The 13,169-nt window shown below is 61.6% G+C and carries 9 protein-coding genes; 2 read left to right on the top strand and 7 right to left on the bottom strand.

Features of this window, described 5'->3' with window-relative positions; translation table 11 throughout:
- Positions 1-45 precede the first annotated feature (45 nt).
- The 4 genes from BJ917_RS24155 to ptsP all read right to left on the bottom strand — a co-directional run bounded on the left by BJ917_RS24155 (position 46) and on the right by ptsP (position 7,308).
- Entirely contained in the window at positions 46-1,587 is a 1,542-nt protein-coding gene (locus tag BJ917_RS24155) for an alkaline phosphatase (RefSeq protein ID WP_121104948.1), read from the bottom strand.
- A gap of 167 nt (positions 1,588-1,754) precedes the next feature.
- A complete protein-coding gene (locus BJ917_RS24150) occupies positions 1,755-3,494 on the bottom strand; it encodes a PTS fructose-like transporter subunit IIB (protein ID WP_121104946.1) in 1,740 nt (579 codons plus the stop codon).
- Between the two features lie 11 nt (positions 3,495-3,505).
- Positions 3,506-4,447, bottom strand: a complete 942-nt coding sequence (pfkB, locus tag BJ917_RS24145) for a 1-phosphofructokinase (RefSeq protein WP_121104944.1) — start codon at positions 4,445-4,447, stop codon at positions 3,506-3,508.
- On the bottom strand, positions 4,447-7,308 hold the full coding sequence (gene ptsP / locus BJ917_RS24140; protein WP_121104942.1) for a phosphoenolpyruvate--protein phosphotransferase: 2,862 nt from the start codon (positions 7,306-7,308) through the stop codon (positions 4,447-4,449). The genes pfkB and ptsP overlap by 1 nt, the downstream gene beginning before the upstream one ends.
- A 292-nt stretch (positions 7,309-7,600) precedes the next feature.
- Here ptsP and cra point away from each other — a divergent pair, with 292 nt between their 5' ends.
- Positions 7,601-8,596 (top strand): catabolite repressor/activator, encoded by a 996-nt coding sequence (gene cra / locus BJ917_RS24135; RefSeq protein ID WP_121104940.1) that lies wholly within the window; start codon positions 7,601-7,603, stop codon positions 8,594-8,596.
- A 3-nt stretch (positions 8,597-8,599) separates the two neighbouring features.
- A complete protein-coding gene (locus BJ917_RS24130; RefSeq protein ID WP_121104938.1) occupies positions 8,600-9,376 on the top strand; it encodes a TatD family hydrolase in 777 nt (258 codons plus the stop codon).
- A 128-nt stretch (positions 9,377-9,504) separates the two neighbouring features.
- Here the strand turns inward: BJ917_RS24130 and BJ917_RS24125 are convergent, their stop codons facing one another.
- The 3 genes from BJ917_RS24125 to ampD form a co-directional block, all read right to left on the bottom strand.
- The gene (locus tag BJ917_RS24125) at positions 9,505-11,535 is read right to left on the bottom strand and encodes a methyl-accepting chemotaxis protein (RefSeq protein ID WP_121104936.1); all 2,031 of its coding nucleotides are present in this window, start codon (positions 11,533-11,535) and stop codon (positions 9,505-9,507) included.
- Positions 11,536-11,740: 205 nt separating this feature from the next.
- Positions 11,741-12,577, bottom strand: coding sequence for a regulatory signaling modulator protein AmpE (gene ampE / locus BJ917_RS24120; protein ID WP_096513500.1), 837 nt, complete (start codon positions 12,575-12,577; stop codon positions 11,741-11,743).
- A complete protein-coding gene (gene ampD / locus BJ917_RS24115; RefSeq protein ID WP_096513501.1) occupies positions 12,574-13,149 on the bottom strand; it encodes a 1,6-anhydro-N-acetylmuramyl-L-alanine amidase AmpD in 576 nt (191 codons plus the stop codon). The genes ampE and ampD overlap by 4 nt, the downstream gene beginning before the upstream one ends.
- Between the last annotated feature and the right edge of the window lie 20 nt (positions 13,150-13,169).

Genomic DNA, 13,169 nt, shown 5'->3' with positions numbered 1-13,169 from the left:
CGCCTTCGCTGGCAAGCCAGCTCCTACAACAGAGGGTCGGTGTTGTTATGCCGGCTGCAACTTCTGCTCAAACACCGCCACTCCATCCAGATCCCGCAACACCACGCTCAATTCCCCGCTCTGCCCTTCAATATTTACTTCGCCAAAAAACTGAAACCCGGCAAACGGCGACATGTTTTGCGCGGGCGGTGCCTTCTGGAACACCACCTCGGGGCCGAATGTTTCATCCAGCGGATTAGGCCCGTAGCTGCCAGCATTCAAGGGGCCTGCGACGAACTCCCAAAACGGTTCGAAATCCTGGAAGGCGGCGCGATCCGGGTGGTAATGATGCGCCGCGCAGTAGTGCACATCCGCCGTCAGGAACAGGAAATTGCGCACCTGTTGCGCCCGCAAGAAACCCAGCAGCTCGGCGACTTCCAGCTCTCGCCCCTGAGCCGGTCCGGGGTCGCCATTGGCCACCGCTTCCCAGCGCGCCACACCGGGGCTGACCTCGCCATCGGGGACGCCGAGGCCGATGGGCATGTCGGCGGCAATGACTTTCCACTGGGCCTTGGAGGCTTTCAGCGAAGCCTTCAGCCAATCCAGTTGTTCACGCCCAAGGAAAGGTTTGGTGGCACCCAGGTTGTCATCATTGGCGCCACGATAACTGCGCATGTCGAGCACGAATACATCCAGCAAGGGCCCATAACTGAGCTGGCGATAAATCCGCCCGCCACCATCGGCGCTCTGCAAGCGCATCGGTGCGTACTCGAGCCAGGCCTGGCGCGCGCGGTCCACCAGGCTGTGGATATCTTTGCTCTTGTACCGCTGGTCCAGTTGTTTGCCCGGCGACCAGTTGTTCACCACTTCGTGGTCGTCCCATTGCCAGATCTGCGGCACTTCGGCGTTGAAGCGGCGAATGTTTTCGTCCATCAGGTTGTAGCGGTAATTGCCACGGTAATCATCCAGGGTCTCGGCGACTTTGCTCTTGGCCTCGCTGGTGAGGTTGCGCCATACCCGGCCGCCTTCGGTGACGATCTGCTCAGGCACGGGACCGTCGGCGTAGATGGTGTCGCCGCTGTGGATAAAGAAGTCCGGCAGACGCAGGCGCATGGCTTCGTAGATGCGCATGCCGCCGATGTCCGGGTTGATGCCGAAGCCCTGGCCGACGGTGTCGCCGCTCCAGACAAAACGAATGTCGCGGCGGGTCTGGGGCACACTGCGCAGATGGCCGAACCAGGGCTCGCTGGTGACGCCGCTTTGGGCATCTTCAAATTGCACACGGTAGAAAATCGCCTGATCGGCGGGCAGCCCAGTGAGCTCCACCCGAGCCGTGAAGTCGGTGCGGGCATCGGCCAGGGGCGAAACGAATCGCCGGGGGTTGGGAAACAGGCTGCGGGTGTCCCACTCCGCCACCATTCGCGCCGGACGATCACAGCGGCTCCAGATCATTGCGCGGTCGCCGAGCAGGTCACCCGACTGCACACCGTCGGTGAGTTGCGGCCGATCCTTGACCGAAGCGATCACCGCCGGTGCCAACCCCGGCAACAACAGCCCGGCGCCGACGGCTTGCATGACTCGACGACGGCCGAGGTCGAATTCGCTCATGGTGTTCTCCCTGAAAAAGGAAAACTGAAGCACGTGCGCATGACGCCCGTGTGAAAACGCGATCTCTGTGGGAGCGAGCCTGCTCGCGAAGGCGTCGTGTCAGTCTACTTCTACTTTACTGACAGACCGCCTTCGCGAGCAGGCTCGCTCCCACAAGGGGGTCGGTGTCAGGCACTGACGGGGTCAACTGCCAACTCCACCACCTCAGACCGCTTGACCAGCGCATACACCACCGCCGTCAACAAACTCCCCGCGACAATCGCCAGCAAATACAGCAGGGCATGGTTGATCGCATTCGGAATCATCATCACGAACAAACCGCCGTGGGGCGCCATCAACTTGCAGCCGAAATACATCGACAACGCACCGGTCAGCGCACCACCGGCAATACTTGCCGGAATCACCCGCAGCGGGTCTTTGGCGGCAAACGGGATCGCGCCTTCGGAGATAAAACACAAGCCCAGCACCAACGCGGCCTTACCGGCCTCGCGTTCAGTTTGCGCAAACTTGCGCCGGGCAATGAACGTGGCGATCCCTAGGCCAATCGGCGGCACCATGCCCGCCGCCATGGTCGCCGCCATTGGCGCATAACTCTGTGATGCCAGCAGCCCGACCGAGAACGCATAAGCGGCCTTGTTGATCGGCCCGCCCAAGTCGACGCACATCATGCCGCCCAGCAGCACGCCGAGCAGAATCGCGTTGGTGGTACCCATGCTGTCGAGGAAATGCGTGAGCCCGGCAAGCATTCCGGCCACCGGTTTGCCGACCACGTAGATCATCACCAGACCGGTGAACAAACTGGCCAGCAGCGGAATGATCAGGATCGGCTTCAGTGCCTCGAGGCTTTGCGGTAACCGCGCATAACGATTGATCGCCTGGGCGGCGTAACCGGCGATAAACCCGGCAATGATCCCGCCAATGAAACCGGCGCCAAGGGTGCTCGCCAACAGGCCGCCGATCATCCCGGGGGCCAGGCCCGGTCGGTCGGCAATCGAATAGGCGATGTAGCCCGCCAGCAACGGCACCATCAGCTTGAACGCCGTATCGCCACCGATCTGCATCAGCGCTGCCGCCAACGTCCCCTCTTCCTTGAACGCGGTGATGCCGAACACGAATGACAGGGCGATCATCAGACCGCCCGCCACCACCATCGGCAACATGAACGACACACCGGTCAGCAGGTGTTTGTAGACCCCGGTCTTCTCTTGCTTGACCGGGCCTTTCGCACCGGTGGCCGCGCTTTCCTGCGCGCCTTCGGCCAGCGCTTTGTTCAGCGTCGCTTCGGCTTGCTTGAGGGCAATGCCGGTGCTGCAACGATAGATTTTCTTGCCGGCAAAACGCTCGGTGGCAACTTCGATGTCTGCAGCCAGCAGCACCACGTCGGCATCGGCAATCGCTTGCGTACTCAGGGGATTGCGCGCGCCCACGGAGCCCTGGGTTTCCACTTGCAGGTCGTAGCCCAGACGCTTGGCTGCCTGGTGCAAGGCTTCGGCAGCCATGAAGGTGTGGGCGACACCGGTCGGGCACGCGGTAATCGCCACCAGACGCGGGGTGTTTTCAGCGAGGGTCACAGGCTCGGCGATGACGTCGGGGGCAGCGTAAACCTGAGCTTCTTCAGTGCCGCGCCGCAGCACCGCTTCGACATCTTGCAGGGCTTGAGCCGGCGTACTCTGGAAGACGCGTTTACCGACGAACCGCGACATATCCACCGGTGCACTGGTCACCAGCAACACCCACTCGGCAGCTTCAATCGTGGCCGCCGACATTTGCCGCTCGGGATGTGCCGCATCGTTGACTTCGACACTGGTGCTCCAGCCCTGTCGCTGGGCCGCCGCATCCAGCAAACGGGCGCACAGCACACTGGTGACCATGCCGTTCGGGCAGGCAGTAACAATGGCTAACTTCATGACCAACCCTCTTATTGTTCTGTCAGGGGACGCACGCGCACACCCTGTTCGAGCTGCGCCAGGTACGCCGCATCGTCGATGCCGAAACCGATCCGGGTCACCGCCATCGCGGCAATCGCTGTGGCAGTACGCAAGGTCTGTTCGGGCGTGTCGGCGCTGAGCAACCCGTGGAGCATGCCCGCGAGCAACGCGTCACCCGCGCCCACCGTACTGGCGACGCTGACCTTGGGCGGCGTGGCATGCAGCGCAGAGCCGACGCTGAACCAGTTCACGCCCTCGGCACCGTGTGAAATCACCACGTGTTCGATGCCCTGGGCGTGTAAGCGGCTCGCCGCTTCGGCCTGGGCCAGCACCGAAATCACCTCGCCACCCAGCACCTCGGCCAGTTCTTGTGTGTTGGGCTTGATCAGCCACGGGCCGGCCTTGAGCGCGGCCGCCAGGGCCTCGCCGCTGGTGTCGAGGGCAACGTTCAAACCGAGGTTTTTCAAGCGCAGCACCAACGCCTGCAACCACTGCGGGCTGACACCTTGGGGCAGGCTGCCGGCGACGACGACAGCGTCATGGGCCGGCGCAATCTGGTCGAGTCGATCGAGCAACGCCTGCTGCGCCGCCGCACTAACCTGCGGCCCCGGACCATTGAGGTCGGTGATGCGGCCATCGCTTTCCGCCAGTTTGATATTGCTGCGCGTCTCGCCCGGCACGCGGATGAACGCATCGGTAAAACCGCGTTTGGCGAACAGGGTTTCGAACGCCTGCTGGTTGTCTTCGCCGAGGAAACCGCTGACGGTCAGTTGATGCCCCAGGTCCGCCAGCACTTGCGCCACGTTCACGCCTTTGCCGGCGGCGTGGGTGTGCATGGCATCGCTGCGGTTGACCTGACCGGGTTCCAGTTGCGGCAACTGCACGGTCAAATCCAGTGCCGGGTTGAGGGTCAACGTTAAAATCCTGGCCATTACAGGGCCTCCACTAATGCGCGCACTTCATTGGCGCTGCCCACGGCGAGTGCCGCTTGGGCGAGGGTTTGGGTCTGGCCCAGGCTCAATTCACGAATCCGCGCCTTGACCTCGGCAATGCTGCGCGCCCCCACGCTCAGCTCATCCACGCCAAGGCCGACCAGCACCGGCACCGCCAGCGGATCGGCCGCCAATTCGCCGCATACGCCAACCCATTTGCCATGGGCATGGGCCGCGCGCACGGTGATGTCGATCAGTTGCAGCACCGCCGGATGCAAGCCATCAGCCTGAGCCGACAAGGTCGGATGGCCACGGTCGATGGCCAAGGTGTATTGGGTCAGGTCGTTGGTGCCGACACTGAAAAAATCGACCTCTTTGGCCAGTACCGGTGCCAGCAAGGCGGCTGATGGCACTTCGATCATAATCCCGAGCTGCAAGTCCGCCACCGGAATTTCCAGACGCAGGCGTTCCGTCATGTCCCGGGCCTGGCGCCACTCATCAACGCTGCCGACCATGGGGAACATGATGCGCAACGGGCGGTTGTCGGCGGCCCGCAGCAGGGCGCGCAGCTGCGCCTCCATGATCTGCGGCCGCTGCAAGGTCAGGCGAATGCCGCGTACACCGAGGAAGGGGTTTTCCTCCTTGGCGATCGGCCAATAGGGCAGTGGTTTGTCACCGCCAACATCGAGAGTGCGCACCACCAGCGGACGTCCGGCCAGGCCATCGAGCACACGGCGGTATTCCGCTTCCTGGGTCGCTTCGTCCGGTGCTTGCGGGTGGGCCATGAAAATCAGTTCGGTGCGCAACAGGCCGATGCCTTCGGCGCCCTGCTCCACCGCGCTAGTAACGCCGGCGCTTTCACCGATGTTGGCAAACACTTCGACCGCGTGCCCGTCGGTGGTCAGCGCCGGTTGATGACGTTGTTCGGCAGCGGCTTTGAGTCGCTGTTCGCGGGTGTCACGCTCTTCGATGGCACGTTGCAGGGTCGTCGCATCGGCATCCACGTGCAAACGACCGCGCTGGCCATCGAGCAGCAATGGTGTGCCCGATGCCAGCAGCAGCACCGCCGCGCCGGCGCCGACCAGTGCCGGAATACCCAGTGCCCGGGCGACGATGGCGCTGTGGGCGGTGGCGCCACCCCGGGCGGTGAGAATGCCGGCGACGCGGGTCGGATCAAGACGCGCCACATCGGACGGGCCGACTTCGTCCATCACCAGAATGTAAGGCTGCTCAGGCTCACTTGGGCTTTGGACACCACACAACTGTGCCAACACGCGACGACCGATATCACGCAAATCGGCGGCGCGCTCGGCCAGCAACGCATCCTGCAGCGCTTCCTGTTGCCGGGCTGCGGCTTCGATCACCGACATCCACGCGGCTTCCGCGCTTTCACCCTGCTTGAGCCGGGTGTCGACGTCATCGGTCAGTTCCGGGTCGTCGAGCATTTCCTGGTGGGTGACGAAAATCTCGCGGATGGCCTTGGCCTTGCTGCGCTCGATCAAGCCGCCAATGTCACGACGTACATCCGCCAGCGCCTGCTTGAGACGTTCGCGCTCGATGGCGGCGGACTCTCCGCGCAGCGGGTAATCAATGTGTTGCAGCACTTGAATATGCGCCGGACCGATAGCAATGCCCGGTGCGGCAGCAATCGCCTGCAACAAACTGCCGGACGCGGGGGCCAACAGCACTTCGGCCACTTCGACGACGTCTTCCCGTGGCGGGTTCACCGCAGGCAATGGCTCGATTTCTTCGCCGAGGCCTTCTTCGATGGCTTTCAACAACACCGGCAATGCATCGGCGGCGATGCTCGGCTCGGCGATGATTTCCAGCACCTGTCCGCGACGGGCGCCGAGGCTGAGCAACTTGCTCAGACTCTTCACCGACACTGCACTGTCCTGGCTATCAACGATGCGGATACGAATGTCGCCTTCAAAGCTTTTCGCCAATTGAGCGAGGATTTGCGCCGGACGTGCATGCAAACCGTGGGCGTTGGCCAGTGCGATACGCGCGCTCGGCCAGTCAGCCGGCAGTTCACCGCCGAGCACCTCCAGCACTGCGCGGCAACTGGTGGCGCGCCCCAATTCATGGCCGCGGCCTTCGATCAGCAACGCGCACAGGCGTTCGAGCAAGGCTTGATGGGCTTCGCCAAGGCTGGCCAGACAGAACAGCCCACTCAGCGGCTGGCCGAGGTAACGCAAGGGTTTGTCGGGGGTGACGAAGGCCAGACCTGGGCGCTTGACCGTTTGTTCACTGTGCAGCCACCACAGGCCATCGCCCAGCGGCAACGCCTCGACCTGTTGCAACACAGCGGAAAAACCATTGCTGACGCAGTCGGCCTGGCGCAGCAAACGTGCGCCGCGCCAGACCAACTCTTCGAAATCTTCGGCGGCAACGCCCAGGCCAATCATTTGCGCATCCAGCGCCAGTTCCTGCGGCGCGCCTTGCAGCAGTTTCAACAAGGCTTCGGCGGAACCGGCGCGACGCAGTGCCTGGCCCAGATCGGTTTCGCCGAGGGCTCGGGTCAGCAATTGCAGCAGGCGCAGATGTTCATCGGATTTGGCGGCAATGCCGATCGCCAGATAAACGATCTGCCCGTCACCCCAATCCACGCCGTCGGGGAACTGCATCAGGCGCACGCCGGTGGTGAACACCAGGTCGCGGGTTTCCGGTGTTCCGTGGGGAATGGCAATACCCTGACCGAGAAAGGTCGAGCCCTGGGCTTCGCGTGCCTGCAAACCGGCGAGGTAACCCTCGGCGACCAGGCCGTCGGCAACCAGATGCCGGGCCAGCAACTGCAAGGCGGCTGACTTATCCACAGCCGACTGGCCCATGGATATCTGCTCTACAGTGAGCTCGAGCATGCTTTCTCCTTTTTGGCGCCTGTGGGCACCAGGTATTGTTTTGAATGATTCAGCTTACGCGCTTGTCTGAAGACAGTATTTGGCGGTTTTGCGGCAGAACCGGCCAAAGGGACCAATTATCTAGAAAATACGCCTGCTGAAACGTTTAATCTAGCATGATTGGCACGTTACTCGATAATCTCGCCCGCATGAAGTCCAATTGTCGGATGCGTCACGACAATGGTCGACTGCCTGAATCGGTTAGGATTGACGAAAATGTCGGGCATGCTCGCAAAAACAAGGAAATAACGGGTTGAAACTCAGTGATATCGCCCAGTTGGCCGGTGTGTCCGTTACCACCGCCAGCTATGTCATCAATGGCAAGGCCGAACAGCAACGCATCAGCAGTGCCACCGTCGAGCGCGTGCGCGCGGTGGTCGATCAGCATGGCTTCACGCCCAATCCCCAGGCCGCCGGTCTGCGCAGTCGCCACACTCGCACGCTGGGTTTCATTCTGCCGGATCTGGAAAACCCCAGTTACGCGCGAATCGCCAAACTGCTGGAACAAGGCGCACGGGCTCGCGGTTATCAGTTGCTGATCGCCAGTTCCGACGATGCACCGGACAGCGAACGGCAACTGCTGAAACTGTTCCGCGCCCGGCGCTGTGACGCGCTGATCGTCGCCAGTTGCCTGCCGCCCGGCGACGACAGCTATCGCCAGTTGCAGGCCAAAGGCATTCCCATTATTGCCATCGACCGGGTCATGGAGCCGGAACACTTCTGCTCGGTGATCAGTGACGACCGCGAAGCCAGCCTGCACCTGACCCGTAGCCTGCTCGACCCGCTGCCCAAACAGATCGCCTTGATCGGCGCCCGCCCGGAACTGAGCATCAGCCAGGAACGGGCCGCCGGTTTCAAAGAGGCGCTGTCCGGGTACAACGGTGTAGTCCTGATCGAACATGGTGAATCGTTCAGTCGTGAATGTGGCAAACAGTTGATGGAAGAACTGCTCCAGCGTGTAGGGCACTTGCCCGAGGCACTGGTGACCACGTCTTACGTATTACTCCAGGGCGTGTTCGATGCCTTGCATGACTTCCCTTTGAAAACCCGCCCATTGCGCCTCGGCACATTCGGCGATACCCAGCTGCTGGACTTTCTGCCGTTGCCGGTCAATGCCATGGCCCAGCAGCATCAATTGATCGCTGACAAAGCCCTGGCACTGGCCTTGGCCGCCATCGAGCAGTCCGATTACCGACCCGGCGTGCAGGCCATCGCCCGCACCTTCAAGCAGCGTATTCGCCAGGACTGAACCGTGGAGCTGATCGACACCCACACCCATCTGGATTTCCCGGACTTCGACGCCGACCGTCAGGCGTTGCTGGCCGAGAGCCGCGCCCTCGGGGTGCGACAAATGGTGGTGTTGGGGGTTTATCAAGGCAATTGGCAGCGGGTCTGGGATCTGGTGCAAAGCGATCCCGACCTGCATGCCGCGTTCGGCTTGCATCCGGTGTACCTGGACGATCACCGCCCCGAAGACCTGGCGGAACTCGGGGATTGGCTGACCCGGCTCGCCGGTCATCGGCAACTGTGCGCGGTGGGCGAAATCGGCCTCGACTACTTCATCGAAACCCTCGACCGTGAAGACCAACAAGCGCTGTTCGACGCACAACTGCAACTGGCAGCGGATTTCAATCTGCCGGCGCTGATCCATGTACGGCGCAGCCATGCGGCGGTGATTGCCACGCTCAAACGGTTTCGCCTGAAGCGTGCCGGCATCATTCACGCCTTCGCCGGCAGTCGCGAAGAGGCCCGGGAATACATCAAGCTCGGTTTCAAACTGGGATTGGGCGGTGCCGCCACCTGGCCACAGGCACTGCGCATGCACCGCGTTCTGGCCGAGTTGCCGCTGGAATCGGTGGTACTGGAGACCGACTCACCGGACATGGCGCCCGCCATGTTTGCCGGGCAACGCAACAGCCCGGCGCACTTGCCGGCGATCTGTGAAGCGCTGGCCGGGATCATGGCGGTCACGCCGCAGCAGTTGGCCGCCGCGAGCACAGCCAATGCTTGCGACTTGTTCAACTGGTAATCACCGACAACACAAAACACCTGTGGGAGCGAGCCTGCTCGCGAAGGCGTCACCACATCCAACATCAATGTGACTGACTAACCGCTTTCGCGAGCAGGCTCGCTCCCACTTTTTTACCGCGGTGCCTGTTAAACCCGGAACGCACTGATCAGTTGCTTGAGCTCCACCACCTGCGCCGACAACGCACGGCTGGCATCTTCGGTCCGGTGCGCACCTTCGGCAGTGCGCTCGCCGGCGCGGTTGATCTCGACGATGTTCTGATCGATGTCATGGGCCACGGCGGTTTGCTGCTCCACGGCCGCCGCGATCTGCTGGTTCTGGTCGACGATCATCCCCACCGCGCCGAGGATGTTTTCCAGCGCCAGCTGGACCTTCTCCGACTGACTTACAGTGCCGTTGGCCATCTCATGGCTGACACCCATGGCCTTCACCGCCGCGCCGACTCCACCGTGGAGTTTGGCGATCATCTGCTCGATTTCCTCGGTCGACTGCTGGGTACGCTTGGCCAGCGTCCGGACCTCGTCCGCCACCACCGCGAAACCACGCCCCTGCTCCCCGGCCCGTGCCGCTTCGATCGCGGCATTGAGTGCCAGCAGGTTGGTCTGTTCGGCAATGCTCTTGATCACTTCCAGCACACGGCTGATGGACTGGCTGTCGCTGGCCAGCTGATTGATCACCAGCACCGATTGATCGATCTCGCTGGCCAGCGCGGCAATGCTGCCCTGCTGGGATTGCACCAGCCCGCGGCCGCTGATGGTTTCGTCGTTGACACTGTGGGCACTGTTGACCGCCGCGGCGGCACTTCGCGCGACTTCCAGGGAGGTGGCGGACATCTGGTTCATTGCCGTGGCGACCTGCTCGATCTGCGTGCGCTGCCCGGTCACGGCTTGGTTACTTTGCGCGGAAACGTTCTCCACCTGCCCGGCCTGACGCTCGACCTCGCTGACGGTGTGTCCCACTCGCTCGATCAGGTCATGGATTTTTTTAACGGTGCCGTTGAACACCTCACCCAACTCGCCCAACTCATCACGACTGTTGGCGCTGAACGTGACGGTCATGTCCCCGGCCGCCACTTTATCCATCACCCCGCCAAGGCGTTTGAGCGTGGTGCGGGTTGAGGCATAGAAGCCGCCGTACAGGTAAAAGATCAATACGAACACCACCGACAACGCCACGGCTTGCAAGATCATGTGGGTGCGGTTCTGCTCCAGGCGCTGCTGCAATTGAGCACCAAGAAACTTCAGGGTGGCTTCGTTGAGCTGGTAAGTCTGGTCCATCAGGCCGGAGACCTGACCGTAAAAAGTCTGCCACGGCGCATCCAGCGTGTCGGCCATGACCACTTGCTCTTCGAACAACTCACTGGCTTTTTTCAGCGTCGCCTTGCTGGTGTCGGCCTGCGCGGCCAGGGTTTCTCGTGCGGCTTTGCTGGACGCCAGCGCATCCTGCAACTTCAGGCCATATTCGCCCTGGAGTTTTTCGATCTGCGCCAGCAGTTCATCGAAACGGGTGCTAGACGATGAATTGAGAAAGCCCTGCCCCAACGAGTAAGAGCCCATTGCACGGCCTTCGCCCAGTAGCTGGGTGACCGCCGGGGTGACGCTGGTGATGAGTTCGCTCAACTGGCGCATGTCGCTCTGGGTATCGCGACTCAAGCCTGCCTGACTGGCGATGATTTGACTGAAAATCTGCGCATTGCCCAGCAACTTTGCGATCAAGGCACTTTTGCTTTGCAGGGAGGTTTCGGCCTGTTGAGCCTTGAACGCAGCGATCATTTCATCGCGCTTGCCCTCAAAAACCGCGATTTGCTCCGGGTCGGTGGTCATCGCCGTCAGGCCCTGCAAGCGGTTCAGCACGCTTTGTCCCAGGGTGCTGATCTGCGATTCGACGTTACCAGCCTTGCCGGACTGACCGAGGGTGACATTGATCAGCACCAGGTTGTTCAGAGTTTCCAGGTCACGCCGTAGCGTCAGGCCGTTGCCCAACAGGTCGAGGCTCTGCAATTCGACCCGGGTGCCCTGGAATTCGCGATAGGAATCGCGCACCAGATAAAAGTTGGTCACCAGCATCGGCACCAGGAACAAAACGCTGATCAGGCTGAACTTCATGCCGAAGCTCAGGCGATTCATCAGCGCGACGGCGGGATAGAGCAAGCTCTTCACTGGAAGTCTCCCTTTGATTTCTTATTTTTATTGGCAGGCGCAGCTCGACAGCAGATAGCCACTATTGGGCGCTGTCTCTATATAGCTCAAATCAAGGGAGGGTTTTGTAACATAAGGTTAACGGCGGACGCAGATCGTCGGACTGATGAACGCCCTGTGGCGAGGGAGCCTGCTTCCTCGCCACAATGGAATATGCTTCAACGGGTTACGGCAACACCGTCCACAATGCAAACCCCGCGTACCAGAGTACTGCCGCCCGCAGCAGCAACTCCCAGATCCGGTCAAGGTTGATGATGCCTTCCGGTCCGACCACCGGTGCCGGGATTTCGGCGGCCACCAGCCCGGCCTTCTCGATCAATTGAGCGGCGCTGATGTTCCAGTTCAGCAGCTCGTGCAACATCACCCGACTGACTGCGACAAAATTGCCGACCAGGGCAAAACTCGCCGCCAGCAAGCGTACCGGCACCCAATCGAAAGCATGACGCAGTTGAGCAGCGCGCTCGACTACCATGGGGTTTTGCCCATGCTCTTCAGCCAGGGCCAGCAGCCGGTAGCTGAGGGCGGCGACCGGCCCCAGCAGGAAGTACCAGAAAATCACCGCGAAAAAACTCTGGTAGGCCTCCCACAACAAATGCCCTTCGACTCGCTCCAGCAGTTGCTCACCGCTGTCGGCGCAGATATCGAGGTCGCGTTTGGCGACAAGGGCCGCGGCTTGCAAGTCCTCCCGGCGCCAGGCATCGCGAAACGGCCCCAGCCCCCCCAGCAGATCGCCCCGCCCCAGGCTGTAAATCACCACCAGCAGGTGCACCGGCAGCGTCAGCAGACCGTAGGCCACCGGGTCCAGCACCAGCAGCAGCAACCCCAATAGCGCGACCGGGAACAATACCAGCACGACCAAAACCAGCCATGGACTTTTCGCCAGGCGCGGGCTGGACTCAAGCTTGTGTAACTCGCGCACCCAACCGCCATCTCGCTGAACCTGATGGCGCAGGGCCGAGAACTTCTCGATCCACACCGCCAGCAGCAACACCAGAAAACTCATTGTCGTTCCTCTTTTTCCCCAGCGGCCTTGGCCAGGGCCGCACGATAGCGTGTCCAGTCGAATGCCGGCCCCGGATCGGTCTTGCGTCCCGGCGCAATGTCACTGTGCCCGCAGATACGCTGCGGAGTAATGGCCGTGAAAACGCTTTGCAGCTGTCGGGTCAGGGCAATCAATGCATCGTACTGGGCATCGGTGAACGGTAGATCATCCGTGCCCTCAAGCTCGATGCCCACGGAAAAATCGTTACAGGTTTCCCGACCCTCGAAACTCGACACCCCGGCGTGCCAGGCGCGCTCAAGACAAGAGACAAACTGGGTGACGGTGCCGTCACGCTCGATCAAAAAGTGCGCAGACACCCGCAGGTCGGCTATCCCTTCAAAGTAAGGGTGCTCAGTGACATCCAGGCGATTCTGGAAAAACTCCTGCACCTTGCCGGTGGCGAATTGCGCCGGCGGCAGGCTGATGTTGTGAATCACCAGCAGGGAAATTTCGCCCGTGGGGCGCGCATTGAAGTTGGGTGAGGGACACAAACGTACGTCCTGACACCAACCGCTCGCGGGGTCCAACTGCATACCGATTCCTTCAACGACGA

It is taken from the genome of Pseudomonas sp. WPR_5_2, from assembly GCF_003634475.1.
GTDB lineage: Bacteria > Pseudomonadota > Gammaproteobacteria > Pseudomonadales > Pseudomonadaceae > Aquipseudomonas > Aquipseudomonas izuensis.
The sequence above is the reverse complement of the archived record's forward strand: the minus strand, read 5'-3'. Positions and strand labels throughout refer to the sequence as shown.

Coding starts and splice junctions, on each gene's coding strand:
- BJ917_RS24155 (WP_121104948.1), bottom strand. CDS start 1,587: ATGAGCGAATTCGACCTCGGCCGTCGTCGAGTCATGCAAGCCGTCGGC.
- BJ917_RS24150 (WP_121104946.1), bottom strand. CDS start 3,494: ATGAAGTTAGCCATTGTTACTGCCTGCCCGAACGGCATGGTCACCAGT.
- pfkB (WP_121104944.1), bottom strand. CDS start 4,447: ATGGCCAGGATTTTAACGTTGACCCTCAACCCGGCACTGGATTTGACC.
- ptsP (WP_121104942.1), bottom strand. CDS start 7,308: ATGCTCGAGCTCACTGTAGAGCAGATATCCATGGGCCAGTCGGCTGTG.
- ampE (WP_096513500.1), bottom strand. CDS start 12,577: ATGAGTTTTCTGGTGTTGCTGCTGGCGGTGTGGATCGAGAAGTTCTCG.
- ampD (WP_096513501.1), bottom strand. CDS start 13,149: ATGCAGTTGGACCCCGCGAGCGGTTGGTGTCAGGACGTACGTTTGTGT.